Below are 24256 nucleotides of genomic sequence, written 5' to 3' on the forward strand. Positions count from 1 at the left end.
TCACCAAACTGTCCTATTTTCCCTCCTGCAGCAATACTTACTCTGATTAAAACGACTCGACGTCGATTTTAAGTATCCCATTAGGAGGGATTATGAAACTGATGCGTACCACCGTCGCCAGTATTGTGGCAGCGACCTTCTCCCTGACCGCCGTGTCCGCGTTCGCTGCTGCCAGCCTGACCGGTGCAGGTGCGACATTCCCCGCTCCGGTTTACGCCAAGTGGGCAGATTCTTATCAGAAAGAAACCGGCAACAAAGTTAACTATCAGGGCATCGGCTCCTCTGGCGGCGTGAAGCAAATCGTGGCCAACACCGTTGACTTTGGCGCTTCCGACGCCCCGCTGTCTGACGACAAACTGGCGGCCGATGGCCTGTTCCAGTTCCCGACCGTGATCGGCGGCGTGGTGCTGGCTGTGAATATCCCGGGCATCAAATCCGGCGAACTGACGCTGGACGGTAAAACCCTGGGCGATATCTACCTGGGCAACGTCAAAAAGTGGAACGATCCGGCTATCACCAAGCTGAACCCAGGCGTGAAACTGCCTGACCAGAACATCGCCGTGGTGCGCCGCGCCGACGGTTCCGGCACCTCGTTCGTGTTTACCAGCTACCTGTCCAAGGTGAACGCGCAGTGGAAAGAGAAGATCGGCGCCGGTTCTACCGTTAACTGGCCGACCGGTCTGGGCGGCAAAGGCAACGACGGCATCGCCGCCTTCGTTCAGCGTCTGCCTGGCTCTATCGGCTACGTAGAATACGCTTACGCCAAGCAGAACAACCTGGCTTACACCAAGCTGGTGTCCGCCGACGGCAAACCGGTCAGCCCGACCGAAGAGAGCTTCAGCAACGCCGCCAAGGGTGCGGATTGGAGCAAAACCTTCGCTCAGGATCTGACTGACCAGAAAGGCGACAACGTGTGGCCAATCACCTCCACCACCTTCATCCTGGTGCATAAAGAGCAGAAAAACCCTGCTCAGGGCGCCGAAGTGCTGAAGTTCTTCGACTGGGCCTACAAAACCGGCGGCAAGCAGGCTAACGAACTGGATTACGCCACCCTGCCGAAAGAAGTGGTTGAGCAGGTGCGTGCGGCCTGGAAAACCAACGTAAAAGACAGTTCAGGTAAAGCGCTGTACTAACAACGCAGGGGCGCGGGTTCGCCGCGCCCCACACAGTTCTTCAGGCTCCGATCCCGGTTGGGGCTGCCAGGGTTCAAACAGAGAGTAATCTATGGCTGAGTACAAGCCGACCATCAAAGCACCGGGCAAAAACGGTGACATCATTTTCAGCGCGCTGGTGAGACTGGCTGCGCTGATTACCCTATTGTTGCTGGGCGGCATCATCGTTTCGCTGATCTTCGCCTCCTGGCCAAGCATGCAGAAATTCGGCTTCGCCTTCCTGTGGACCAAAGAGTGGGATGCGCCGGCGGAGCAGTTCGGCGCGCTGGTGCCTATCTACGGCACCGTGGTCACCTCGCTCATCGCGCTGATTATCGCCGTGCCGGTGAGTTTCGGCATCGCGCTGTTCCTGACCGAACTGGCGCCGAACTGGTTGAAGCGGCCGCTGGGCATCGCCATTGAGCTGCTGGCGGCCATCCCGAGCATCGTCTATGGCATGTGGGGCCTGTTCGTGTTCGCCCCACTGTTCGCCGAATATTTCCAGACGCCGGTGGGCGAAGTGCTGTCGGGCATTCCTATCGTCGGCGAGCTGTTCTCCGGCCCGGCCTTCGGCATCGGCATTCTGGCCGCCGGGGTGATCCTGGCTATCATGATCATTCCTTACATCGCCGCGGTGATGCGCGACGTGTTCGAACAGACGCCGGTGATGATGAAAGAGTCGGCCTACGGCATCGGCTGCACCACCTGGGAAGTCATCTGGCGCATCGTGCTGCCGTTCACCAAAAACGGCGTCATCGGCGGCGTGATGCTGGGCCTGGGCCGAGCGCTGGGGGAGACCATGGCGGTAACCTTTATCATCGGCAACACCTACCAGCTCGACAGCGCTTCGCTGTACATGCCGGGCAACAGCATCACCTCGGCGCTGGCCAACGAATTCGCCGAAGCCGAGTCCGGCGTGCACACCGCCGCACTGATGGAGCTGGGCCTGATTCTGTTTGTTATCACCTTTATCGTGCTGGCGCTGTCGAAACTGATGATCATGCGTCTGGCCAAGAATGAGGGGCGTTAACATGGCGACGATGGATATGCAAAACGCAGTCGTTCTGGCGGAAAGCCGCCGCAAAATGCAGGCCTGGCGCCGACAGAAAAACCGCCTCGCGCTGTTCCTGTCGATGGCGACCATGGCGTTCGGGCTGTTCTGGCTGATCTGGATCCTTATCGCCACCGTGACCAAAGGCTTCGACGGCATGTCGCTGGCGCTGTTCACCGAGATGACCCCGCCGCCGAACACCGCGGGCGGCGGCTTGGCCAACGCCATCGCCGGCAGCGGGCTGTTGATCCTGTGGGCGACCATCTTCGGCACGCCGCTGGGCATCATGGCCGGTATTTACCTGGCGGAATACGGACGTAAATCCTGGTTGGCGGAAGTGATCCGCTTTATCAACGATATTCTGTTGTCCGCACCGTCGATCGTGGTGGGCCTGTTCGTTTACACCATTGTGGTGGCGAAGATGGAACACTTCTCCGGTTGGGCCGGCATCGTGGCGCTGGCGCTGCTGCAGGTGCCGATCGTCATTCGCACCACCGAGAACATGCTGAAGCTGGTGCCGGATACGCTGCGCGAGGCCGCTTATGCGCTGGGCACGCCGAAATGGCGCATGATTTCCGCCATCACGCTGAAGGCGTCGGTGTCCGGCATCATCACCGGCGTGCTGCTGGCGATTGCGCGCATTGCGGGGGAAACGGCGCCGCTGCTGTTCACCTCGCTGTCGAACCAGTTCTGGAGCACCGACCTGATGCAGCCGATCGCCAACCTGCCGGTGACCATCTTCAAATTCGCCATGAGCCCGTTCGCCGAATGGCAACAGCTGGCCTGGGCCGGGGTGCTGTTAATCACCCTGTGCGTACTGTTACTGAATATCCTGGCGCGCGTGATTTTCGCCAAGAAAAAGCATTCATAAAATTTTGAGCGCCGCTTTGGCGGCGCTGATGAAAAGAGAGAAGTCTTGATGAGTATGGTTACTGACGCTTCCAGCAGCAAAATTCAGGTACGCGATCTGAACTTCTACTACGGCAAATTCCATGCGCTGAAGAACATCACGCTGGATATCGCCAAGAACAAGGTCACCGCGTTTATCGGCCCATCCGGCTGTGGCAAGTCCACCCTGCTGCGCACCTTCAACAAGATGTACCAGCTGTACCCGGAACAGCGTGCGGAAGGCGGCATCCTGCTGGACGGCCAGAACATCCTGACCGACAACTCGGATATCGCGCTGCTGCGCGCCAAGGTCGGCATGGTGTTCCAAAAGCCGACGCCGTTCCCGATGTCGATTTACGACAACATCGCCTTCGGCGTTCGCCTGTTTGAAAAGCTGTCGCGCGCCGATATGGACGAGCGCGTGCAGTGGGCGCTGACCAAAGCGGCGCTGTGGAACGAAACCAAGGACAAGCTGCACCAGAGCGGCTACAGCCTCTCCGGCGGCCAGCAGCAGCGTCTGTGCATCGCCCGCGGCATCGCTATTCGTCCGGAAGTGCTGTTGCTGGATGAGCCTTGCTCGGCGCTGGATCCGATCTCCACCGGCAAGATTGAAGAGCTGATCAGCGAGCTGAAGGCTGATTACACCGTGGTGATCGTGACGCACAACATGCAGCAGGCGGCGCGCTGTTCCGACTCTACCGCATTTATGTATCTGGGCGAGCTGATCGAGTTCAGTGATACTGATAACCTGTTCACTGCGCCGCAGAAAAAGCAGACTGAAGACTACATCACTGGCCGTTATGGTTGATAGGAAGCATCATGGATAACCTGAATTTAAACAAACACATTTCCGGCCAGTTCAACGCAGAGCTCGAGCATATCCGCACCCAGGTGCTGACCATGGGCGGGCTGGTGGAGCAGCAGCTGACCGACGCCATCACCGCGATGCACAATCAGGATGGCGAGCTGGCCAAGCGCGTGATCGAAGGCGACGCCAAGGTCAACATGATGGAAGTGGCGATCGACGAAGCCTGCGTGCGCATTATCGCCAAGCGCCAGCCGACCGCCAGCGATCTGCGTCTGGTGATGGCGATCATCAAAACCATTTCCGAGCTGGAACGCATCGGCGACGTGGCGGACAAGATCTGCCGCACCGCGCTGGAGAAGTTCTCGCACCAGCACCAGCCGCTGCTGGTCAGCCTGGAGTCGCTGGGGCGCCACACCGTGCAGATGCTGCACGACGTGCTGGACGCGTTCGCGCGCATGGATCTGGACGAAGCGATCCGTATTTACCGTGAAGATAAAAAGGTCGACCAGGAATACGAAGGCATCGTACGTCAGCTGATGACCTACATGATGGAAGATTCGCGCACCATTCCGAGCGTGCTGACCGCGCTGTTCTGCGCCCGTTCTATCGAGCGTATCGGCGATCGCTGCCAGAACATCTGCGAATTTATCTTCTATTTCGTCAAAGGACAGGATTTCCGTCATTTGGGCGGCGACGCCCTGGAAAAGCTGCTGTCTCCGGGCGGTAAACACGAAAAAGACGACTAACCCTTTCCGGGTAATATCCTTCCAAGGCGCGGTTTCCCGCGCCTTTATTCCATCTTAAGCTCGTAAAGATAAAAAGGTTATAAATATAGCTTTTTATATTATTTCCTGACCTATGTGGCGCTTGCTAGCTTATCCGCCAGCAGGACATCAACCACTTAGGAGCTTTCTATGAAACATCGCGCTTTGGCCTTAACGTTGTTAGCCAGTCTGACCGGTTTCGCCGCCGGCGCCGCGCACGCGGACAAACTTGACGATATCAAGCAAGCCGGCGTGGTGCGCATCGCGGTGTTCGACAGCAACCCGCCGTTCGGCTACATCGATCCGCAGAGCAAGAAGCTGGTGGGCTACGATGTGGATGTCGCCGACGCGATCGGCAAAGCGCTGGGGGTGAAAGTGGAGCTGCGCGCCACCAACCCGGCCAACCGCATTCCGCTGCTGGTGTCGAAGAAGGTTGACCTGATTGCCGCCAACTTCACCATTACCGACGAGCGCGCCAAGGAAGTGAACTTCAGCGTGCCGTACTTCGCCACTGGCCAGAAATTCATCGCCCGCAAAGGCGTGTTGAAAACGCCGGAAGACATCAAGAAGCTGCGCATCGGCGCGGATAAGGGCACGGTGCAGGAAATCACCCTGCGCGAGCGTTTCCCGACGGCGAAAGTGATCTCCTACGATGATACCCCGCTGGCGTTCGTGGCGCTGCGTAACGGCAACGTGCAGGCGATCACTCAGGACGACGCCAAGCTGGTCGGCCTGCTCGGCAACCTGCCGGCGGCGCAAAAGGCGGAGTTTGAAATTTCGCCGTTCAGCCTGACCAAAGAGTATCAGGGCGTGGGCATTCCCAAGGGTGAAGATCGCCTGACCGCCGCGGTGAACGAGACGCTGATCAAGCTGGAAAAAGACGGCGAAGCGGTTAAGATTTACGATCGCTGGTTCGGGCCGGAAACCAAATCCGCCCAGCCGCGCGGCGATTTCAAAATCGCGCCTTTGGATCAGCAACCAAAAGCCTGACTTAACCGCTTGCGGTGAGATAGGCACGGAGGGGCGCAGCTTGCTGCGCCCCTGATGCATTCTGCAAGACAAGGATTGAACATGAACCTGGACTGGCTGCTGGCGCCGCAATACCTGAGCTGGCTGTGGCACGGTTTTCTGCTGACGCTGTGGCTTTCCGCCTGTGCGGGGCTGGCGGCTACGCTGCTGGGCTTTGTGCTGGCGGCGATGCGCGACAGCAGCCTGCGGCCGTTGCGCTGGCTGGCGATGGGGTACAGTTCGCTGTTTCGCAATACGCCGCTGCTGGTGCAGCTGTTCTTCTGGTACTTCGCCGCCGGGCAGATCCTGCCGTCCGCCGCCATGCAGTGGCTGAACAGCGCCCATCAGGTTGGCCCGCTTGAGTGGCCGTCGTTCGAGTTTCTCGCCGGTTTCTTCGGCCTGACGCTGTACTCCACCGCCTTTATCGCCGAAGAGATCCGCTCCGGTATTCGCGGCGTCGCCGGCGGGCAGAAATATGCCGCTCAGGCGCTGGGGCTGACCGGCTGGCAGGCGATGCGCTATGTGGTGTTGCCGCAGGCGCTGAAAATCGCGCTGCCGCCGCTGCTGGGCCAATACATGAACGTGATCAAGAACTCGTCGTTGACCATGGCGATCGGCGTGGCCGAACTCTCTTACGCCTCGCGTCAGGTCGAAACCGAAACCCTGCGCACTTTCCAGGCGTTCGGCGTGGCGACGGTGCTGTATATCGCCATCATCGCGCTGCTGGAAGGCTGGGGCATGTGGCGACAACAGCGTAAACCGCTGGGAGGGCATTGAGATGGATTTCAGCGTGATTCACGACAACCTGGGCTACCTGCTGTGGGGCACTTGGCCGGATGGGCCGCTGGGCGGCGCGGCGCTGACGTTGGCGATCAGTCTGATGGCCGGGGTCGCCTCGGCGGTGCTCGGCACCCTGCTCGGCGTGGCGCTGGCGATGTCGCGCGGCATCGCCGCCGGGCTGCTGGCGGCGGTGTTGGGCTTTTTCCGCGCCATTCCGGTCATCATGCTGATCTTCTGGACCTATTTCCTGTTGCCGATGGTGTTTGGCGTCGAGATCCCGGAAATCACCACCGTCGTGTGCGCGCTGGCGCTGATCGCCTCGGCCTATCTGGCCCATGCGGTGAAAGCCGGCATCGCCGCGATCGGCCCCGGCCAGTGGCAGGCCGGGCTTTCTCTGGGGCTGACCCGCTGGCAGACGCTGCGCATGATCGTGCTGCCGCAGGCGCTGCGCATGATGGTGCCGTCGTTCATCAATCAGTGGATTTCTCTGATCAAAGACACCTCGTTGGCTTATATCGTCGGCGTTGGCGAACTGACCTTCCTGGCGACCCAGGTCAACAACCGCAGCATGGTCTACCCGATGGAAGTCTTCCTGTTCGTGGCGCTGGTCTATTTCGTGTTCTGCCTGGCGCTCGATCTGCTGGCCAACGCGGTCAACCGCCATTTCGGCGCGCAAACCCGCGGCCTGAAGCGCTCCTGGCGCTGGTGGCGCAACAAGCCGCCGTTGCCGGCCAGTTAATCGGCCGTCAGCCGCCAACCGCGTTCGCGCCACAGCGCGGGCAATTGAGCCAGGTCGTCAAACGTTGTCACCAGCGGGTGGTCGATCGGCGGGTTATGCGGATCGGCGCAGAAGTAAAAGACCGGGATGCCGGCATTGATGCCGGCCTGCGCGCCGGCGGGCGAATCGTCCACCAGGATGCAGCGCGTCACCGGCACCTGCATCTGTTCGGCGGCGTGAAACACGATCGCCGGATCCGGCTTCCAGCGCTGAATGTCATAGCCGCTGAACAACCGGTCATCAAAATAAGGCAGCATGCCGGTCAGGCCGAGCGAGTGCTGCATCTTGCTGACCGGCCCGTTGGAGACGGTGCAGACTGGCACCGTCACCTGCGCCAGCAGCTCGCGGGCGCCGGCAATCTGTTGCAGTTCGCTGTCGAACAGCCGCGCCACTTCCTGCCGATACAGCGGCTCCAGCGTCTCTTTTGCCAGGTCAGTGCCCTGCTCGGCGTTGACCCGATCGATGATCTCGTACAGCTTCACCCCTTTGTATTTCTTGAATACCTCTTCCAGCGACAGATGAATGCCGTAGCGGGCGAACATATGGACATAGGCTTTGCTGCACAGCACTTCGCTGTCCACCAGCGTGCCGTCGCAGTCGAACAAAATGCAGTCAATCTGATTCATGCGGGACAGGTTCCTTCGGGTTAACGCCGCTGAGGCCGCTCAGCGATCACTTGATCAGGCTACGCGCCTTGAGATCGTGCAAAATCAGCGCGGCGACGTGTGAACACTGCGGCAGATCGCGGCTGTCGCACCACTTCAGCTCGGCGATTTCGGCGGCCGGCTGCAACTGCCCGGTAAAGTCGGCCTGGTAGCAACGAATGCGCACCTGAGTGCCGTCCTGCTTGCCGTCCGCCGGGCCGGTGAACTCGCCGTAAAACGCGATGGATTGCGGCTGCAGCGCAACGGTCAGCTCTTCGTCGATTTCGCGGCACAGCGCCTGCTCATCGGTTTCACCCGCTTCGCGCTTTCCGCCCGGTACATAAAACAGCGTCTTGTTGTGCGAGCGCACCAGCGCCACTTTGTCATCTTTCAGCGCGATCAACGCGAGCTTATCGATAAAGGTCGAAGACATGCGGGTTCCTGTTTTTTAGCGGGTAGGGTAAGAGATGCGATAGGCCATTTTATCGGCCGTGTCGGCAAACGGCAACGCGGCGGGCTGTGATGGAGAATGAATGCCTGTAAATACAAGCCGTTGACGCGTTTAGCCGTAAAGACGGCGAAAAAAACCTGTGACCGGCGTCAAAAGCCCCATTTTTTGTTATAGGATAGCCGGCGACTGTCCATTCCCATTTTCGGAATTCTGATAATGACCAAACCAGTATCTGGCCTTGACGCTGAGCAAGGCTTGCTTGGGCGCGTGTTTAAACTCAAGCAACATGGCACGACGGCGCGTACGGAAACGATTGCCGGTATCACCACCTTCCTCACCATGGTGTATATCGTGTTCGTTAACCCGCAAATTTTGGGCGCGGCGGGCATGGATACCCAGGCGGTATTTGTCACCACCTGTTTGATCGCCGCCTTCGGCAGCATCCTTATGGGCCTGCTGGCGAACCTGCCGGTGGCGTTGGCGCCGGCGATGGGCCTGAACGCCTTCTTCGCCTTCGTGGTGGTCGGCGCGATGGGCATCTCCTGGCAGGTGGGCATGGGCGCCATCTTCTGGGGCGCGGTCGGCCTGCTGCTGCTGACCATTTTCCGCATTCGCTACTGGATGATCGCCAACATTCCGGTCAGCCTGCGGGTCGGCATCACCAGCGGCATCGGTCTGTTCATCGGCATGATGGGGCTGAAAAACGCCGGCATCGTGGTGGCCAACCCGGACACGCTGGTGACCATTGGCAGCCTGACCTCGCACAATGTGCTGCTGGGGGCGCTTGGCTTCTTCATCATCGCCGTGCTCTCTTCGCGCAACTTCCACGCGGCGGTGCTGGTATCGATCGTGGTCACTACCCTGATCGGCTGGATGCTGGGCGACGTGAAATACGGCGGCCTGTTCTCCTTGCCGCCGAGCATCACCTCGGTAGTGGGCCAGGTCGACGTGGCCGGCGCGCTGAACATCGGGCTGGCCGGGGTCATCTTCTCGTTTATGCTGGTGAACCTGTTCGACTCCTCCGGCACCCTGATCGGCGTCACCGATAAAGCCGGTTTGACCGACAATCAGGGCAAGTTCCCGCGCATGAAGCAGGCGCTGTACGTTGACAGCATCAGCTCGGTGGCCGGCTCGCTGGCGGGCACTTCTTCCGTAACCGCTTACATCGAAAGCTCATCCGGCGTCGCCGTGGGCGGCCGCACCGGTTTGACGGCGGTGGTCACCGGCCTGCTGTTCCTGCTGGTGATCTTCCTGTCGCCGCTGGCGGGTATGGTGCCGGCGTATGCCGCTGCCGGCGCGCTGATCTACGTCGGCGTGCTGATGACCTCCAGCCTGGCGCGGGTTAAATGGGACGATCTGACCGAAGCGGTACCGGCGTTTGTCACCGCGGTGATGATGCCGTTCAGCTTCTCGATCACGGAAGGCATTGCGCTCGGCTTTATCTCCTACTGCGTGATGAAGCTCGGTACCGGCCGCTGGCGTGAAATCAGCCCGTGCGTGGTGGTCGTGGCGCTGCTGTTCGTGCTGAAGATCGTTTTCGTCGACGGCCATTGACAGCCAAAGGGCCGACGTCCGTCGGCCCTGAAACCTTAGACTCCCGGCGTTGCATCCGGCGCCCGATCCAGCACCCATTGCAATGGCCGCCTGAAGCGCGCCTGCCAACTGCCGGCGGCATCCTCCCCCTGGGCGAAGTGCAGCGTCTGAACCTGATTATCCTCTCCGAACAGATTGGCGAAGTGCAATGCCAGCGCCTGCTCGCTGAAGTTCTGCCGATCGTAATACGCCATCACGATTTTCTTTTTCGCCGCCAGCGACTGCTGGGCCGGCTTGATCTCGCCGTTGGGGGCGATCAATAGCGCGCCGGCGTAAAACTGCGGGTACTTCGCGATCAGATTGGCGGCGTGCAGCGCACCCTGGCCGCGAGCGCTGAGATAAATCCGTTGGGGGTTCAGCTTTAACTGTGGAGCCAGCTGTTGCACCGTACGCTGAAGGGCGGCCTGGGTGCTCTCGTCGCTGTAATTCGACCAGCGGAAGCTGTTTTCCGACAACATCTGCGTGCCGTTGATCTCGATATAGGCCACGCCCATTTCGCCGAACAGCAGCCGTTCCTCGGGGCTGATGGCGGCGGCCTTGCCGTAGGTATGCAGGAAGATCACCGTTGGCCAACCTTCGGGCGGCGCTTCGCCGTCCGGTATCGCGTAGCTGGCTTTGCCTTCATAGCGGCGGGCGTGCTGCAGATAGCGCGCTTTGGTGGCGGCCAGAATGGATTGGTAGGTGGCGGAGTGCTGGATGCTGTTGAAGGCGTCGTCCTCCAGCAGATTGTAGTAGTACCACAGGCCGCGATCGGCGCTCAGCTGCAGATAGCGCTCCGCCAGCTCGGTTTGCCCTTTCTCCGCCGACGATACCGCCAGCTGGTAGGGGGCCCAGACGTTGCGGCCGTCTTCGCGCATCAGCGTCAGGTACAGCGACATGGCGCCCAGCTTTTTATCTTCCTGGTTTTGCGCGGATCGCGACAGTTGGGCGTTAAGCGCACTGTGCGCAGGCAGCTCCAGCGGCTCTTCACCGGCGGGATAACGCATGTCTGCGGCGAAAGCGGGACTGGTGATGGAAACGAAAAATAACGCTAAAATGAAAAAATACATGATGCTATGGCTTTAATTTCAATAAATTGGCGGACTTCATGTCCTGTTGCGGCGCCCTGCGGGCGCCGCGAGACCGTCATTCCACGCGGCGAATGAAATCGCTGAACGCGGACAGCTGGCCGGTCAGGAAATCCAACGTTCCCTGATCGCTCAGTTCGCCGGCCTGTTCATCGACCTTGTTCTGGATCACGCCGCCCATAAACTCGGGCTTGTTCATCACCATCGCATCCAGGAACACCAGGATCTGGCGCAGGTGGTACTGGCAGCGCGCGCCGCCGATGGGCCCCATCGAGCTGGTTTGAATGGCCACCGGCTTGCCGGCCAGCGGTTGATTCGGCAAGCGAGACAACCAATCGATGGCGTTTTTCAACCCGCCGGGCACGGAATAGTTGTATTCGGGGGTGACGATGATCACGCCGTCGGCCTGGCGGATCTGCTCTGCTATCGCTTCGACTGCGGCAGGGAAGCCTTCACCCTGTTGCATGTCGGCGTCGTACAGCGGGATATCGCGGATGGAGGGCAGCGCTTCAATGGTGACGCCCTGCGGAGCCAGGCCAGGCAGGGCGCGGGCCACCATGGCGTTGTAGGAGCCTTTGCGCAGGCTGCCGAGTAGAGTGACGATTTTTAAGGCTTGGTCTGACATGGTGATTCTCCCTTTCGAATGAGCAGATTCAGCGGACAACATGGGCGAATAGTAGGCTAAAGCTCGGGTCGAGAATAGGCGATTGCTCAACATTTAGCTGTTTTTACAAATTACGGCAGAAATTCGTGCGGTAAAAATGGCTTTATCCGCCTTGCGCCACGTCAACCTGGCGTCTTCAGGCCCGTCAGTTTGACGAAGCGCGAGGACGCCGCCGGGCTGCGCGGCGAGATTTCCCCGTCTTTGTGCAGGCCACCGCGCTCTTCGTAGCGCCAGCACAGTAGGCGATCCAGCCCGGGGCTGCCGGCGCAGGCCCAGCTCAGATATTCGTCGGCATCGCTCATCACCTGAACGTCCGGCGTGGCGCTGGAGCGCAGGTGACCAGAGAAGGGATGCAGACGTAGCGTGGATTGGCCGCTGTTGCCGAGGCCGGAAATTTTCAGCACGCTTTGCCGAATGCTCCACAGCTGAGTCTCCGCCTCCAGCCGATCGTCCTGCGCGCCGATCCAGGCACTTTCCGCCGGCGTCTGATGCGCGTTCTGCAGCGCGCTTTGCCGGCTGCCGCGCGCCCGCATCACTTCGATATCCAGTCCGACTTTGCCCTCGTCGCTAAGCAGCACGCCCACGGTGTTGCTGGCGTAGGCGAGGCTAAAATCGGGCAGCTGATGATCGGCGAAGCAGGGGCGGCCGGTCGGGGTGGTGGCTATAGGGGGAAGCGTCGGCAGGCCATACAGGTAAAACATCATTTCGGCGAGCAGAATGCGCCCTTGCAGGTAACGCGTGCGGCGCTTAACGGAAAAGGTGCGGGTGGCGGCTATCACTTCGTCGGAGAGTCTCTGGGTATCCAGGACAGCGGAGGCCGGGGTCCATCGGGCAAAATGACACGCCATTGTTCACTCCATGACAGAGGGTCGCTAAGAACGCAGGGGTGTTAGATTAAGACTAAGTTGAGGATTTATCATCAAAAAACACTATGCGGATTATCCGATTTGTTAGCTTTTGCGCTGTGCAGGAGGGGATGGGGGCATGCAAGGCGAAGGTTATTCAGACCTCAAATCGCGTTGCGTAACGGGGTCGTGCATAAAATTAATCAGTTCCGAAGCCAACCGCTTTCGAATCGACGGCGTCCAATGAACCCATAAAATATCGCCTGATAAGAAAAAGTTGGCGGAGAGAGCAGGATTCGAACCTACGACACGATGACTCGTGTGGATTTAAGAAACGGTTAGTTTCTTAAATCTGGCTTAAACCACTCGCCCACCTCTCCGCATTCGTTTGTTGGAAACATAAAACCACATAATAAAAATGGTTAAAATAACCTGAACTTGAAAATGTGAGCAAACCCACAAAAACCCTATTTATTGTGGGTGTTTATTAATTATCAGAGTCAGGTCACTAAATTTACATTAGCTATTGTTATAAAAAGTTGGCGTCATTGGCTACGAATAGGGAAGAAGGGTATGCCAGATCTCGAATTAATGCCGCTGCAAAGCGCCGATTTTTATAAGACAGCTGAACGTGTTGTTTTTAAAGAATATAAATGTAACTGCAAAAAAGGTTGGAAGGGTGAAGATCGCTTTATTGTCTACAAAGCCGATCAGAATGGGATCGCTGAGGTTATCAACAATGAGGTTTCAAATAACAACGTTGAAGACCTTATCGCGCTGGCATCGTCTTTTTTGACGGATAAAGTGGTGATTTCCGGTGGGCATACCGTGGTTAATTTGGACGATCGTTTTTCTGTCAGCAGTGAAGTGGAAAAGTCCGCGCGCTTCTGCATCGACTACATTGCCGAATCCATCAGACGGCTCAGTGTTCAGCCTGACTTCTTGATGGAAATAAATGATTTCTATATGGAAAAAAGCGATGGCAGCGAGATAGACGGCGCTAACGAATTCAGGAAGATGGCGACATCGCCGTACATTATTCCGGAAAAAATAAACGACTACATTCTAGCGTCGAATCAACGTCATGGCATTGATATCAATGCATTTTATGTCAGTGAGAAAAACATGGCGGATCGCTTTAAACGCCACATTAAAAACCGTATGGATAAAGAGGCGTATTTTCAGCGCCAAGACGGAAATGTGAAGATGACGGTGGGTGAACACGCGTTCGATATCATCAAGGAAAATAAACCGACCTGCGCGGCGGGAAATGCTGCGACGTTCAGGGCTATTCGGTATCGCATTTCCTCCAATAAAATCTTTGATAATTACACGTCGCATATTGGCGTTTTTCCGCTGTGTTCACGCGTCAACGTGCTTAATGGCTATCGTGCGGCCGCGACTTTTTACGATAACTTCGCCTTGCCTTCTTTACTGGTCTTCTTCGGCAAATCCTGTTTCGAATGACATTTTTGTGCCAGCTGGCTATGCGTCACGCATAGCCATGATGGTCGAGCATCATCATGAAAATCTCACACCTGTATTGGCCTGTCACTTTCTTCTCCACGGCATTCGGCGCCGGGATTTTCTTTTTGCCGCAGGCGGTGGGGCCGGGCGTGCTGGGGATGAACGTGTTCATGCTGTTTATCGTTATCGCCATGTCGGTATCGATGATGGCGCACTATCTTTTTTTCAAATTCATCATTTCGCACCCGGAGAAAGATTTCCTGGCGGCATCATCGACATTTATCGGCGAGCGGGCAGCGGCAATCGTCTGTGTGCTGTTTATTTTGTCGATGATTATTATCGTGCTGATAAATTTTATCACCTTGGTCAACGTCGTCGCGTCTTTTTTCCACAACGGATTCTGGGTCAGGGGCGGCATTTCGCTGTTGCTGAGTGCCGCGCTGTCGGCGGCATGGTTGGCGTTTAGTCAGCGAATCGAGCACCTGATTTCCAGAATGGCACTGGTTTCTATCGTACTGGTGGCGATCCTGGCGGTGTTTTTCCTGTTACAACCTGCGGGGGGGCAGCAGGCGGTGCAGGCGCCGCCTGGCATTTCATTGCAGACGTGGCTGCTGCTGCCGATTTTTCTTTTTACATTTAACTTTACCCCGTGCATCCAGCGCTTTGCGAAAAGCGCCGTACGACCGCAGGCGCGCAGTATTCTGTTTGGCAAGGTACTGATCATGGCGTTTATCGTCATGATCGTTATCGCCATCAGCCGTTTGCTGACGCTGGATGACATCTCAATCATTAACAGCCGCAATGTGGATGCGCTGTTTTATACCGCCGGTTTGACCGGCAACGCCACGGCGTGGTTAGGCGCTGCCCTGTTGCTGTGTTTACTGACCGGCGGCGCCTATATCGGCACGTTGACCGGCGTGATCGATGGCATTACGTCCTTCGGCGTGGCGGGCAAAAAGAGAATCATCGCAGGGAATATCGTTGTCTGTACGTTTATTGGCGCGATCAACCCGAGCATTATCAAGATCATCTCGGGCTGGTCGATACCCGTTATCGTGATGACCGTCTTTTTCATCCCATCACTGTATTTTTTGCTACGGGGCGACGGCAGGCAAAAGGGGATCGGCGTCGTCGTGCTGGGCTGCGGGATCGCGGTAATCGCAACGTTGTTGGTGTAAAGCGGCACGCTTAATCCAGCACCAGCCTATCGCCGGTGGCCGGCGCGATCCCTTCCGGCAGCCATAGCCGGCCCCAGGCGCCGGTACAGTGGCAGCCCATAATCTTTTCCGGCTGATGCTGGCGCAAAAAACGGCGGACGCGCCAGAGCGTGCGCGGGGAAGCGCAGCGCAGATGAAAACCGCCGATCAAGGCGTGGATCCGATCGATCCCGGTGATTTGCTGGCAATGGCGCACGATATTGACGATCCCGCGGTGCCCGCAGCCGGTCACGATCACCAGACCGCGATCCGATTTGTAAATCAGCACCCCTTCGTCAATAACGTAATCTACCGCTGCGTTCTCCCCGGCGATCACCCCGTAGGCGCGGGGTGCGGGCACCGCGATTTCGCCTGACCACATAAAGCGATCGCCGATCGCCAGCGGCTCTCGGCTGTATTGCATGCGGTGGCGCGAGTAGTCGATATCCAAAGAGAGCTTTTTGATTTTCCGAGTGTGGCCCAGCACCTTCAGCGCCGCATAGCGCTCATCGCCGACCTGCGGGTGGCAGATGATACGGCTGTTGTCTGGCAGCCAGGCGACGCCGCCGCAGTGGTCATAGTGGCCGTGGGAGAGCACCGTCGCGGTGATACGGGAGAGATCGACACCCATCAGCGCCGCATTGCGCAGAAAGCTGTCGTCGGGGCCGGTATCGAACAGTATGGACGTCGTATCATCCTCAATCAGCAGGCTTAACCCGGCCTTGGCCTGCAATAGCGGGTTGGCGCCGGCGGCGCGGCGGTTTTCCAGCAGTACCCTGAGGGTCAATGCCATGTTGACTCGTTCCTGAGAGAGATTCCTGACTGGCCAGTATAGCGCGGGACGCTGCGGCGGCTCTGTGAGCCGGCGCGCAGAGCGAGAGCGGAAAAGAAAAACGGCCGGAACAAGGGCTTGTCCCGGCCGTGAAGGCGTCTGGCGGTGTTACTTGCCGATACAGAAGCTGGAGAAAATGCGGCCCAGCAGATCGTCGGAGGTGAATTCGCCGGTGATTTCGCTCAGGGCCAGCTGCGCCTGGCGCAGTTCCTCGGCCAGCAGCTCACCCGCGTAAGCGCTCACTAACTGTTCTTTGCCCTGTACCAGATGCTGCGCTGCCAGTTCCAGTGCCTGCAGGTGGCGACGGCGCGCCAGGAAGCCGCCTTCCATGTTGCTGGTGAAGCCCATGCTCTGTTTAAGATGATCGCGCAGCACATCGACGCCTTCGCCGGTGCGGGCCGACAGGCGAATAAGTGAGTGGTTATTCACTTCCGTCAGACCCAGCGTTTCACCGGTGATGTCGGCTTTGTTGCGCACCACGGTGATAGGTAGCGTGCCTGGCAGGCGCGCCATAAACTCCGGCCAGATCTCCGCCGGCTCGGTGGCGGCGGTGGTGGTGCCGTCAACCATAAACAGCACCCTGTCGGCCTGTTCGATCTCGTTCCATGCACGTTCGATGCCGATGCGTTCCACTTCGTCGCTGGCGTCGCGTAGGCCGGCGGTGTCGATGATGTGCAGCGGCATGCCGTCGATATGGATGTGTTCGCGCAGAACGTCGCGGGTGGTGCCGGCGATATCGGTGACGATCGCCGCCTCGCGTCCGGCCAGCGCATTGAGCAGGCTCGATTTGCCGGCATTGGGGCGCCCGGCGATCACCACCTTCATCCCTTCGCGCAGCAGGCTGCCCTGGCGCGCTTCACCGCGCACGTTGTCCAGATCCGCCATCACGTCGTTGAGCTGCGCCTCGATTTTACCGTCGGACAGGAAGTCGATTTCCTCGTCCGGGAAGTCGATCGCCGCTTCCACATAGATTCGCAGGTGAGTGAGCGCTTCCACGAGCTGGTGGATGCGGGTGGAGAACGCGCCTTGCAGCGAGTTCATCGCCGAACGCGCCGCCTGCTCGGAGCTGGCGTCGATCAGATCGGCAATCGCTTCGGCCTGCGCCAGATCGAGTTTGTCGTTGAGAAACGCGCGCTCGGAGAACTCGCCCGGCCGCGCGATGCGCACGTCGGGCAGCGCCAGCACTCGCTTGAGCAGCAGATCGAGGATCACCGGCCCGCCGTGGCCCTGCAGTTCCAGCACGTCTTCGCCGGTAAAGGAGTTCGGCCCCGGGAACCACAGCGCGATGCCCTGATCGAGGGTGGCGCCCGTGGCGTCGCGGAACGGCAGATAGTCAGCGTAGCGCGGCTTCGGCAGCTTGCCGAGCAACGTCAGGGCGACGTCTTTGGCCTTGCTTCCGGAAATGCGCAGAATGCCGACGCCGCCGCGTCCCGGCGGGGTGGCTTGGGCTACGATGGTATCGGTGGTGCTCATAACGGTTCTCTCTGACGATTAAGATGCAAAAAGGCGGTCTAATGACCGCCTTTGGGGTGACTGCAAGGGTCGGTGCGTCGAACCCCTACACTACGCTTAGCTTTTTTTCTTGTCGCGGCTGTGCAGACCGCGTTTTTCCAGACCACGGTAAATCAGCTGCTGCTGCAGGATGGTCACCAGGTTGCTGACGATGTAGTACAGCACCAGACCGGACGGGAACCACAGGAAGAACACTGTGAAGATCACCGGCATGAAGGTCATGATTTTCTGCTGCATCGGGTCAGTCACGGTGGTCGGCGACATCTTCTGGATGAAGAACATCGTCACGCCCATCAGGATTGGCAGGATGTAGTACGGGTCTTGCGCCGACAGGTCATGGATCCACAGGGCGAACGGCGCGTGGCGCAGCTCGACCGAACCCATCAGCATGTAGTACAGCGCCAGGAAGATCGGCATCTGAATGATCAGCGGCAGGCAGCCGCCGAGCGGGTTCACTTTCTCCGCCTTGTACAGCGCCATCATCTCTTGGCTCATGCGCTGCTTGTCATCGCCGATGCGTTCGCGCATCGCCTGCAGCTTCGGCTGCAGCATGCGCATTTTCGCCATCGAGGTGTACTGCGCCTTGGTCAGCGGGTACATGATGCCGCGCACGATGAAGGTGATGATGATGATGGAGAAGCCCCAGTTGCCGATAAAGCCGTGGATGAACTTCAGCAGTTTGAACAGCGGCTGGGAGATGAACCACAGCCAGCCGTAATCCACGGTCAGGTCCAGGTGCGGCGCCAGTTGGGCCATCTGGTCCTGCAGCTCCGGGCCGACCCACAGGGTCGCGTTCAACTGCTGCTGAGCGCCAGGCTGCACCACGACCGGGGTAGATTTGAAGCCGATGGTGGACAGGTTGTCACCCGGTTTGGCGGTGTAGAAGGTGTTGTCACCCTTGGTCGCCGGTACCCACGCGGTGGCGAAGTACTGCTGCAGCATGGCGACCCAACCGTCTTTGGTGGTGACGCTCAGGTTTTCGTCTTTGTCGAACGCGTATTTCTGGTACTTGTCCTCGCTGGACGAGTACGCCGCGCCGCGGAAGGTGTGCAGCGCGAAGTTGCTGCTGCCGGTATCGCGGTGCTTAGGCAATTCGGTGGTCTGCTTCAGCTGGCCGAACAGGGTCAGCTCCAGCGGCGCCGCGCCTTTGTTGTCGATGCTGTAATCCACGCCGACCGCATAGTGGTTGCGTTTGAGCACGAAGGTCTTGGTGTAGACCGCGCCGTCTTTATCGGTGTAGGTCAGCGGGATGCGCAGCTCGTCCTGGCCTTCCGGCAGGGTGTAGCTGTCCTGCGCCGCTTGGTACAGCGGGCGTTCGCCGTTGGCCGGGTTGTCCGGGCCGTTTTTACCGGTCAGGCCGCTTTGCGCCTGATAGACGAACGACGGAGTGGTTTCCAGCAGTTGGAACGGAGTCGATGAACCCAGAGTTTCCGGGTAGGCCAACAGTTTAGCCTGCTCGATATCGCCACCACGGGTGTTGATGGTCAGTGACAGCACGTCGGTGTTCACGGTAATCAGCTTACCCTGACCACTGGCTGGCACGGCCTGGCTGGCGGCATCACCGGCTACTGCGTTCGAAGTCTGTTGCGTGGTCTGTGCGGCCGGCTGCGGAGCGTTGTCCGTTTGCCATGCCTGCCAGATCATGAAAGACACGAACAGCAGAGCGATGAGGAGAAGATTGCGTTGCGAATCCATCGTTAGTGTTCTCTGTTATCGTCGGTTTTTGGCGGCACCGGATCATCGCCACCTGGGTTCAAAGGGTGGCATTTTAATACGCGTTTCAATGCTAACCAACTGCCTTTTATCATGCCAAACCTGCTTAATGCCTCAATTGCGTAATGAGAGCATGTCGGCTGGAAGCGACAACGAGGCCCTAGCAGCGGACTGATGACGAGCTGATAGGCCCGCACCAGCCCGATCAGGATGCGGGAGCCTGGCGACAGTGGCGACGCCATAATTTATCCAAAGCTTCCGTCAGCGCGCGGTTATCCAAATCCGCTATCCCCTTTTTGGCCACCACGACAAAATCCATCGCCGGTAATTCGTGCTGGCGCAGGCGGAAGCTTTCGCGGGTTAGGCGTTTGATCCGATTACGCTCGTGCGCGCGTTTGACGTGTTTTTTGGCGACGGTAAGACCGATGCGGGGATGCCCCAGCTGGTTCAGGCGGCCGAGGATGGTGATTTGCGGCGTGCCAGCCCGTTGTGGCTGCTGGAAGACGAAAGTGAAATGAGTGGGAGTTAACAAACGTAACTCCCTGGGAAAAGCGAGCTTAACCACTCAGCGGGTTAGCTTTATTACTTAGAAACAGTCAGACGAGCACGGCCTTTCGCACGACGGCGGGCCAGAACTTGACGACCATTTTTGGTGGCCATACGAGCACGGAAACCGTGGCTACGGTTGCGCTTCAATACGGACGGTTGGAAAGTGCGTTTCATAGCGATTTCTACCTAAACTTAAAATAATTACTGATCAGTAAACGCGTTTGGCTACTCGGCGTGAAGATGACCGACGCCTCAATCGCAATACATAAAGAAGCGGGATTGTAATAATTGTACAGTCCTGAGTCAATTCGCATCGCGCCAGCCTACCTGGTTGTCTGCCAATAACGGAACAAAATCCGGTCTTGGCCCGTGGTCACCGCAGAATCCTGTCTGGCTAATGACGCACCATAAGGAACCAGGTATCACACGTAGGGCGAAGATTATACGGACTCGGGGTGAAATCGCAAGGATCCCCGTGAGATCCTTTGCGCGCGATCCCAGGATCCGACGTGGATAACAGGGTATAACCGGTTGACAATGTAAAAAACGCGGCGCAGCGGCCGGGATCTGCGCGGTCATTCGGCGCCGGCGGCGAAAAGATCGCCGCCGGCCGCGGCCTGTGGATAAAATGGATCTAATCTGTGAGGAAGGGGAGGATCTCTTGCGCGGATTGCGCTATGATCCGTCATTCCGATCGCGATCCCTCATGCCGGGATCGTGAGGGACACAAACCGTGAAAGGCGGTTCGCATCCCCCACAGGCAAACAGCCGATGCCGGGTATGTGTCAAAAATCATGAGTTATAAAAAAGTTGCCCGTTTCTTTTCTTTATTGATCTTGTTCGAGTGGAGTCCGCCGTGTCACTTTCGCTTTGGCAGCAGTGTCTTGCCCGATTGCAGGATGAGTTACCTGCCACAGAATTTAGTATGTGGATTCGCCCATTGCAGGCGGAACTGAGTGACAACACCCTGGCGCTGTACGCGCCTAACCGTTTTGTGCTGGATTGGGTTCGCGATAAGTACTTAAACAATATCAATGGTCTGCTGAATGATTTCTGCGGCACGGATGCGCCTTTGCTGCGTTTTGAAGTCGGCAGCAAGCCGATCACGCAGGTGATCAGCCAGACCGTGACCGCCAGCGTCAGCAGCGCCCCTGCGGCCCCGGCGGCGCGCACGGCCGCGCCTTCGCGCCCGAGCTGGGACAACGCGGCGGCGCAGCCCGAGCTCTCTTACCGCTCCAACGTCAACCCCAAACACACCTTCGACAACTTCGTCGAGGGTAAGTCAAACCAGCTGGCGCGCGCGGCGGCTCGCCAGGTGGCGGACAATCCGGGCGGCGCCTACAACCCTTTGTTCCTGTATGGCGGCACCGGCCTGGGTAAAACCCACCTGCTGCACGCGGTCGGCAACGGCATCATGGCGCGCAAGGCCAACGCCAAAGTGGTCTACATGCACTCGGAACGCTTCGTACAAGACATGGTCAAAGCGTTGCAGAACAATGCCATCGAAGAGTTTAAGCGCTACTACCGTTCGGTCGACGCGTTGCTGATCGATGACATCCAATTCTTCGCCAACAAGGAGCGTTCGCAGGAAGAGTTCTTCCATACCTTTAACGCCCTGTTGGAAGGCAATCAGCAGATCATCCTGACTTCGGATCGCTACCCTAAAGAGATCAACGGAGTGGAAGATCGTCTGAAGTCCCGCTTCGGCTGGGGGCTGACGGTGGCGATCGAGCCGCCGGAGCTGGAAACCCGCGTGGCGATCCTGATGAAAAAGGCCGACGAAAACGACATTCGCCTGCCGGGCGAAGTGGCGTTCTTCATCGCCAAACGCCTGCGTTCCAACGTGCGTGAGCTCGAAGGGGCGCTGAACCGCGTGATCGCCAACGCCAACTTTACCGGCCGGGCCATCACCATCGATTTCGTGCGCGAAGCGCTGCGCGATCTGCTGGCGCTGCAGGAAAAGCTGGTCACCATCGACAATATCCAAAAGACGGTGGCGGAGTATTACAAGATTAAAGTCGCGGATTTGCTGTCCAAGCGGCGTTCGCGATCCGTTGCCCGCCCGCGCCAGATGGCGATGGCGCTGGCGAAGGAACTCACCAACCACAGCCTGCCGGAAATCGGCGATGCGTTTGGTGGCCGCGACCATACCACGGTGTTGCACGCCTGCCGGAAGATCGAGCAGCTGCGTGAGGAAAGTCACGACATCAAAGAAGATTTCTCCAATTTAATCAGAACATTATCTTCATAGCGCTATGAAATTTATCGTTGAACGTGAGCATCTGCTAAAACCGCTGCAACAGGTGAGCAGCCCGCTGGGCGGCCGCCCGACCTTGCCGATCCTGGGCAACCTGCTGTTGCAGGTGACGGAAGGCTCCCTGCTGCTGACCGGCACCGATCTGGAGATGGAGATGGTGGCGCGCGTCGCCCTGTCCCAGCCGCACGAGCCGGGCGCGACCACCGTGCCCGCGCGCAAATTCTTTGATATCTGCCGTGGCCTGCCGGAAGGAGCGGAGATCGCCGTCACGCTGGAGAGCGAGCGCATGCTGGTGCGATCCGGCCGCAGCCGTTTCTCGCTGTCCACGCTGCCCGCGGCGGACTTCCCGAACCTGGACGACTGGCAGAGCGAGGTGGAATTCACCTTGCCGCAGGCGACGCTGAAGCGCCTGATCGAAGCCACCCAGTTCTCGATGGCCCATCAGGACGTGCGTTACTACCTGAACGGCATGCTGTTTGAAACCGAAGGCGAAGAGCTGCGCACCGTCGCGACCGACGGCCACCGCCTGGCGGTGTGCTCGATGCCGATCGGCCAGCAGCTGCCGTCGCATTCGGTGATCGTGCCGCGTAAAGGGGTGATGGAGCTGGTGCGCTTGCTGGACGGCGGCGATTCGCTGCTGCAGCTGCAGATCGGCAGCAACAACATTCGCGCCCACGTCGGCGATTTCATCTTCACGTCCAAGCTGGTTGACGGCCGTTTCCCGGACTATCGCCGCGTCTTGCCGAAGAACCCGGACAAAACGCTGGAAGCCGGCTGCGATCTGCTCAAGCAGGCGTTCGCCCGCGCGGCCATTCTCTCGAACGAGAAATTCCGCGGCGTGCGGCTGTACGTCAGCCAGAATCAGCTGAAGATCACCGCCAACAACCCGGAACAGGAAGAGGCGGAAGAGATCCTCGACGTCAGCTACGACGGCGCTGAGATGGAGATCGGCTTCAACGTCAGCTACGTGCTGGACGTGTTGAACGCGCTCAAGTGTGAAGACGTGCGCCTGCTGTTGACCGACTCGGTCTCCAGCGTGCAGATCGAAGACGGCGCCAGTCAGGCGGCGGCCTACGTTGTCATGCCAATGCGGTTGTAGTCTCGTTACCTTGAATTACAGCACCGTCATCGGTAAAGAGATTGCATGGCTCTGACGCGTTTATTGATTAAAGATTTCCGCAATATCGAGGCGGCGGATTTGGCGCTGGCGCCGGGATTCAACTTCCTGGTCGGCGCTAACGGCAGCGGCAAGACCAGCGTGCTGGAGGCGGTGTATACGCTCGGCCATGGCCGCGCCTTTCGCAGTCTGCAGGCCGGTCGGGTGATCCGCCACGACCAACCGGAGTTCGTGCTGCATGGCCGCATCGAAGGCGCGGAGCGCGAGCTATCGGTAGGATTGAGCAAGAGCCGTCAGGGTGACAGCAAAGTACGCATCGATGGCAGCGACGGCCACAAGGTGGCCGAGCTGGCGCAGCTGCTGCCCATGCAGCTGATCACCCCCGAAGGTTTTACCCTGCTGAACGGCGGGCCGAAATTCCGGCGCGCTTTCCTGGACTGGGGCTGTTTTCATAACGAACCCGGTTTTTTCACCGCCTGGAGCAACCTGAAACGGTTACTGAAGCAGCGCAATGCCGCGCTGCGCCAGGTGAGTCGCTATGCGCAGATCCGCGCCTGGGATCAGGAACTGATCCCGCTCGCGGAGCGCATCAGCGAATGGCGGGCGGAATACAGCGACGCGATCGCCGCGGATATCACCGCGACCTGCGCGCAGTTTCTGCCTGAATTCGCCCTGAGCTTCTCCTTCCAGCGCGGCTGGGACAAAGAGAGCGACTACGGCGAGCTGCTGGAGCGCCAGTTTGAGCGCGACAGGGCGTTGACCTATACCGCGGTGGGGCCGCATAAAGCGGACTTTCGCATTCGTGCCGACGGCACGCCGGTAGAGGATTTGTTATCGCGCGGTCAGCTTAAGCTGCTGATGTGCGCGTTGCGCTTGGCGCAGGGTGAGTTTCTCACCCGGCAGAGCGGGCGGCGTTGCCTGTATCTGATTGATGATTTTGCCTCCGAGCTGGACACCGGCCGTCGCCGGTTGCTGGCCGATCGCCTGAAAGCCACCCAGGCCCAGGTTTTTGTCAGCGCGGTCAGCGCTGAACAAGTGACCGACATGGCCGGTGAAAAGGGCAAGATGTTCCGCGTGGAACAGGGTAAAATAGAGGTTCAACCACAGGACTAAAATGAGCG

Annotated in this window: 26 protein-coding genes and 1 pseudogene; 14 read left to right on the forward strand and 13 right to left on the reverse strand. The window is 58.7% G+C overall.

Annotation, left to right across the window (positions count from 1 at the left end):
* Window positions 1-92: 92 nt before the first annotated feature.
* The 8 genes from pstS to ACSBQS_RS20265 all read left to right on the forward strand — a co-directional run bounded on the left by pstS (window position 93) and on the right by ACSBQS_RS20265 (window position 7189).
* A complete protein-coding gene (gene pstS / locus ACSBQS_RS20230; protein WP_033645155.1) occupies window positions 93-1133 on the forward strand; it encodes a phosphate ABC transporter substrate-binding protein PstS in 1041 nt (346 codons plus the stop codon).
* A 91-nt stretch (window positions 1134-1224) separates the two neighbouring features.
* On the forward strand, window positions 1225-2181 hold the full coding sequence (gene pstC / locus ACSBQS_RS20235; RefSeq protein ID WP_004933822.1) for a phosphate ABC transporter permease PstC: 957 nt from the start codon (window positions 1225-1227) through the stop codon (window positions 2179-2181).
* A gap of 1 nt (window position 2182) precedes the next feature.
* Window positions 2183-3073 carry a phosphate ABC transporter permease PstA gene (gene pstA / locus ACSBQS_RS20240; RefSeq protein ID WP_019455481.1) on the forward strand — a complete coding sequence of 297 codons (891 nt, stop codon included), beginning with the start codon at window positions 2183-2185 and terminating at the stop codon, window positions 3071-3073.
* Window positions 3074-3127: 54 nt separating this feature from the next.
* Window positions 3128-3898 (forward strand): phosphate ABC transporter ATP-binding protein PstB, encoded by a 771-nt coding sequence (pstB, locus tag ACSBQS_RS20245; protein WP_016929614.1) that lies wholly within the window; start codon window positions 3128-3130, stop codon window positions 3896-3898.
* A gap of 11 nt (window positions 3899-3909) precedes the next feature.
* Window positions 3910-4644 carry a phosphate signaling complex protein PhoU gene (phoU, locus tag ACSBQS_RS20250; RefSeq protein ID WP_197666716.1) on the forward strand — a complete coding sequence of 245 codons (735 nt, stop codon included), beginning with the start codon at window positions 3910-3912 and terminating at the stop codon, window positions 4642-4644.
* Window positions 4645-4812: 168 nt separating this feature from the next.
* Entirely contained in the window at window positions 4813-5652 is an 840-nt protein-coding gene (locus ACSBQS_RS20255; RefSeq protein WP_025304747.1) for an ABC transporter substrate-binding protein, read from the forward strand.
* Window positions 5653-5733: 81 nt separating this feature from the next.
* Complete coding sequence (locus ACSBQS_RS20260) at window positions 5734-6447, forward strand: amino acid ABC transporter permease (protein ID WP_033645154.1); 714 nt, start codon at window positions 5734-5736, stop codon at window positions 6445-6447.
* Between the two features lies 1 nt (window position 6448).
* Window positions 6449-7189, forward strand: coding sequence for an amino acid ABC transporter permease (locus tag ACSBQS_RS20265; RefSeq protein ID WP_047026001.1), 741 nt, complete (start codon window positions 6449-6451; stop codon window positions 7187-7189).
* Here the strand turns inward: ACSBQS_RS20265 and yieH are convergent.
* Together yieH and ACSBQS_RS20275 are read right to left on the reverse strand one after the other, a co-directional pair.
* The gene (yieH, locus tag ACSBQS_RS20270) at window positions 7186-7854 is read right to left on the reverse strand and encodes a 6-phosphogluconate phosphatase (RefSeq protein ID WP_004933845.1); all 669 of its coding nucleotides are present in this window, start codon (window positions 7852-7854) and stop codon (window positions 7186-7188) included. The genes ACSBQS_RS20265 and yieH overlap by 4 nt on opposite strands.
* Window positions 7855-7900: 46 nt before the next feature.
* Complete coding sequence (locus tag ACSBQS_RS20275; RefSeq protein WP_033645151.1) at window positions 7901-8305, reverse strand: NUDIX hydrolase; 405 nt, start codon at window positions 8303-8305, stop codon at window positions 7901-7903.
* A 234-nt stretch (window positions 8306-8539) separates the two neighbouring features.
* On the opposite strand from ACSBQS_RS20275, the gene ACSBQS_RS20280 reads away from it, so the two are divergent.
* Window positions 8540-9877, forward strand: a complete 1338-nt coding sequence (locus ACSBQS_RS20280; protein ID WP_033652325.1) for an NCS2 family permease — start codon at window positions 8540-8542, stop codon at window positions 9875-9877.
* Window positions 9878-9912: 35 nt separating this feature from the next.
* Here the strand turns inward: ACSBQS_RS20280 and ACSBQS_RS20285 are convergent, their stop codons facing one another.
* From ACSBQS_RS20285 to ACSBQS_RS20300, 4 genes and pseudogenes are all read right to left on the reverse strand, one after another.
* Window positions 9913-10965, reverse strand: a complete 1053-nt coding sequence (locus ACSBQS_RS20285; RefSeq protein ID WP_033645149.1) for a hypothetical protein — start codon at window positions 10963-10965, stop codon at window positions 9913-9915.
* Window positions 10966-11041: 76 nt separating this feature from the next.
* Entirely contained in the window at window positions 11042-11608 is a 567-nt protein-coding gene (locus ACSBQS_RS20290; protein ID WP_033645148.1) for an NADPH-dependent FMN reductase, read from the reverse strand.
* A gap of 161 nt (window positions 11609-11769) precedes the next feature.
* Window positions 11770-12495 carry a 4'-phosphopantetheinyl transferase family protein gene (locus ACSBQS_RS20295; protein ID WP_028128065.1) on the reverse strand — a complete coding sequence of 242 codons (726 nt, stop codon included), beginning with the start codon at window positions 12493-12495 and terminating at the stop codon, window positions 11770-11772.
* Between the two features lie 275 nt (window positions 12496-12770).
* Window positions 12771-12872: pseudogene (locus ACSBQS_RS20300) on the reverse strand.
* A gap of 193 nt (window positions 12873-13065) precedes the next feature.
* Here ACSBQS_RS20300 and ACSBQS_RS20305 point away from each other — a divergent pair.
* Window positions 13066-13959, forward strand: coding sequence for a hypothetical protein (locus tag ACSBQS_RS20305; protein WP_089185144.1), 894 nt, complete (start codon window positions 13066-13068; stop codon window positions 13957-13959).
* 25 nt (window positions 13960-13984) lie between these two features.
* Here ACSBQS_RS20305 and ACSBQS_RS20310 read toward each other — a convergent pair whose 3' ends face one another.
* A complete protein-coding gene (locus ACSBQS_RS20310; protein WP_226772979.1) occupies window positions 13985-14131 on the reverse strand; it encodes a hypothetical protein in 147 nt (48 codons plus the stop codon).
* Here ACSBQS_RS20310 and ACSBQS_RS20315 point away from each other — a divergent pair.
* Window positions 14130-15137: a threonine/serine transporter gene (locus ACSBQS_RS20315; protein WP_232092626.1), complete on the forward strand. Its 1008-nt coding sequence runs from the start codon at window positions 14130-14132 to the stop codon at window positions 15135-15137. The two genes, ACSBQS_RS20310 and ACSBQS_RS20315, sit on opposite strands and share 2 nt — an antisense overlap.
* Before the next feature lie 10 nt (window positions 15138-15147).
* Here the strand turns inward: ACSBQS_RS20315 and ACSBQS_RS20320 are convergent, their stop codons facing one another.
* From ACSBQS_RS20320 to rpmH, 6 genes are all read right to left on the reverse strand, one after another.
* A complete protein-coding gene (locus tag ACSBQS_RS20320; RefSeq protein WP_016929603.1) occupies window positions 15148-15948 on the reverse strand; it encodes an MBL fold metallo-hydrolase in 801 nt (266 codons plus the stop codon).
* Between the two features lie 147 nt (window positions 15949-16095).
* On the reverse strand, window positions 16096-17460 hold the full coding sequence (gene mnmE, locus ACSBQS_RS20325) for a tRNA uridine-5-carboxymethylaminomethyl(34) synthesis GTPase MnmE (RefSeq protein ID WP_434991323.1): 1365 nt from the start codon (window positions 17458-17460) through the stop codon (window positions 16096-16098).
* Window positions 17461-17556: 96 nt separating this feature from the next.
* Complete coding sequence (gene yidC, locus ACSBQS_RS20330; RefSeq protein WP_033645144.1) at window positions 17557-19194, reverse strand: membrane protein insertase YidC; 1638 nt, start codon at window positions 19192-19194, stop codon at window positions 17557-17559.
* Window positions 19195-19196: 2 nt separating this feature from the next.
* Entirely contained in the window at window positions 19197-19454 is a 258-nt protein-coding gene (gene yidD / locus ACSBQS_RS20335) for a membrane protein insertion efficiency factor YidD (RefSeq protein WP_004933881.1), read from the reverse strand.
* Window positions 19418-19777, reverse strand: a complete 360-nt coding sequence (rnpA, locus tag ACSBQS_RS20340; RefSeq protein ID WP_004933883.1) for a ribonuclease P protein component — start codon at window positions 19775-19777, stop codon at window positions 19418-19420. The genes yidD and rnpA overlap by 37 nt, the downstream gene beginning before the upstream one ends.
* Before the next feature lie 17 nt (window positions 19778-19794).
* Window positions 19795-19935, reverse strand: coding sequence for a 50S ribosomal protein L34 (gene rpmH / locus ACSBQS_RS20345; RefSeq protein ID WP_000831330.1), 141 nt, complete (start codon window positions 19933-19935; stop codon window positions 19795-19797).
* 682 nt (window positions 19936-20617) lie between these two features.
* Between rpmH and dnaA the strand changes: the two genes are divergently transcribed.
* From dnaA to recF, 3 genes are read left to right on the forward strand one after another with little or no spacing between them, the layout of a single operon-like run.
* On the forward strand, window positions 20618-22012 hold the full coding sequence (dnaA, locus tag ACSBQS_RS20350; RefSeq protein WP_004933889.1) for a chromosomal replication initiator protein DnaA: 1395 nt from the start codon (window positions 20618-20620) through the stop codon (window positions 22010-22012).
* Window positions 22013-22016: 4 nt separating this feature from the next.
* Window positions 22017-23117: a DNA polymerase III subunit beta gene (dnaN, locus tag ACSBQS_RS20355; RefSeq protein ID WP_004933892.1), complete on the forward strand. Its 1101-nt coding sequence runs from the start codon at window positions 22017-22019 to the stop codon at window positions 23115-23117.
* Window positions 23118-23162: 45 nt separating this feature from the next.
* The gene (gene recF / locus ACSBQS_RS20360) at window positions 23163-24248 is read left to right on the forward strand and encodes a DNA replication/repair protein RecF (protein ID WP_004933895.1); all 1086 of its coding nucleotides are present in this window, start codon (window positions 23163-23165) and stop codon (window positions 24246-24248) included.
* Window positions 24249-24256 lie beyond the last annotated feature (8 nt).

Origin of the sequence: Serratia sp. H402Y, from assembly GCF_051172415.1 — a bacterium.
GTDB lineage: Bacteria > Pseudomonadota > Gammaproteobacteria > Enterobacterales > Enterobacteriaceae > Serratia > Serratia ureilytica.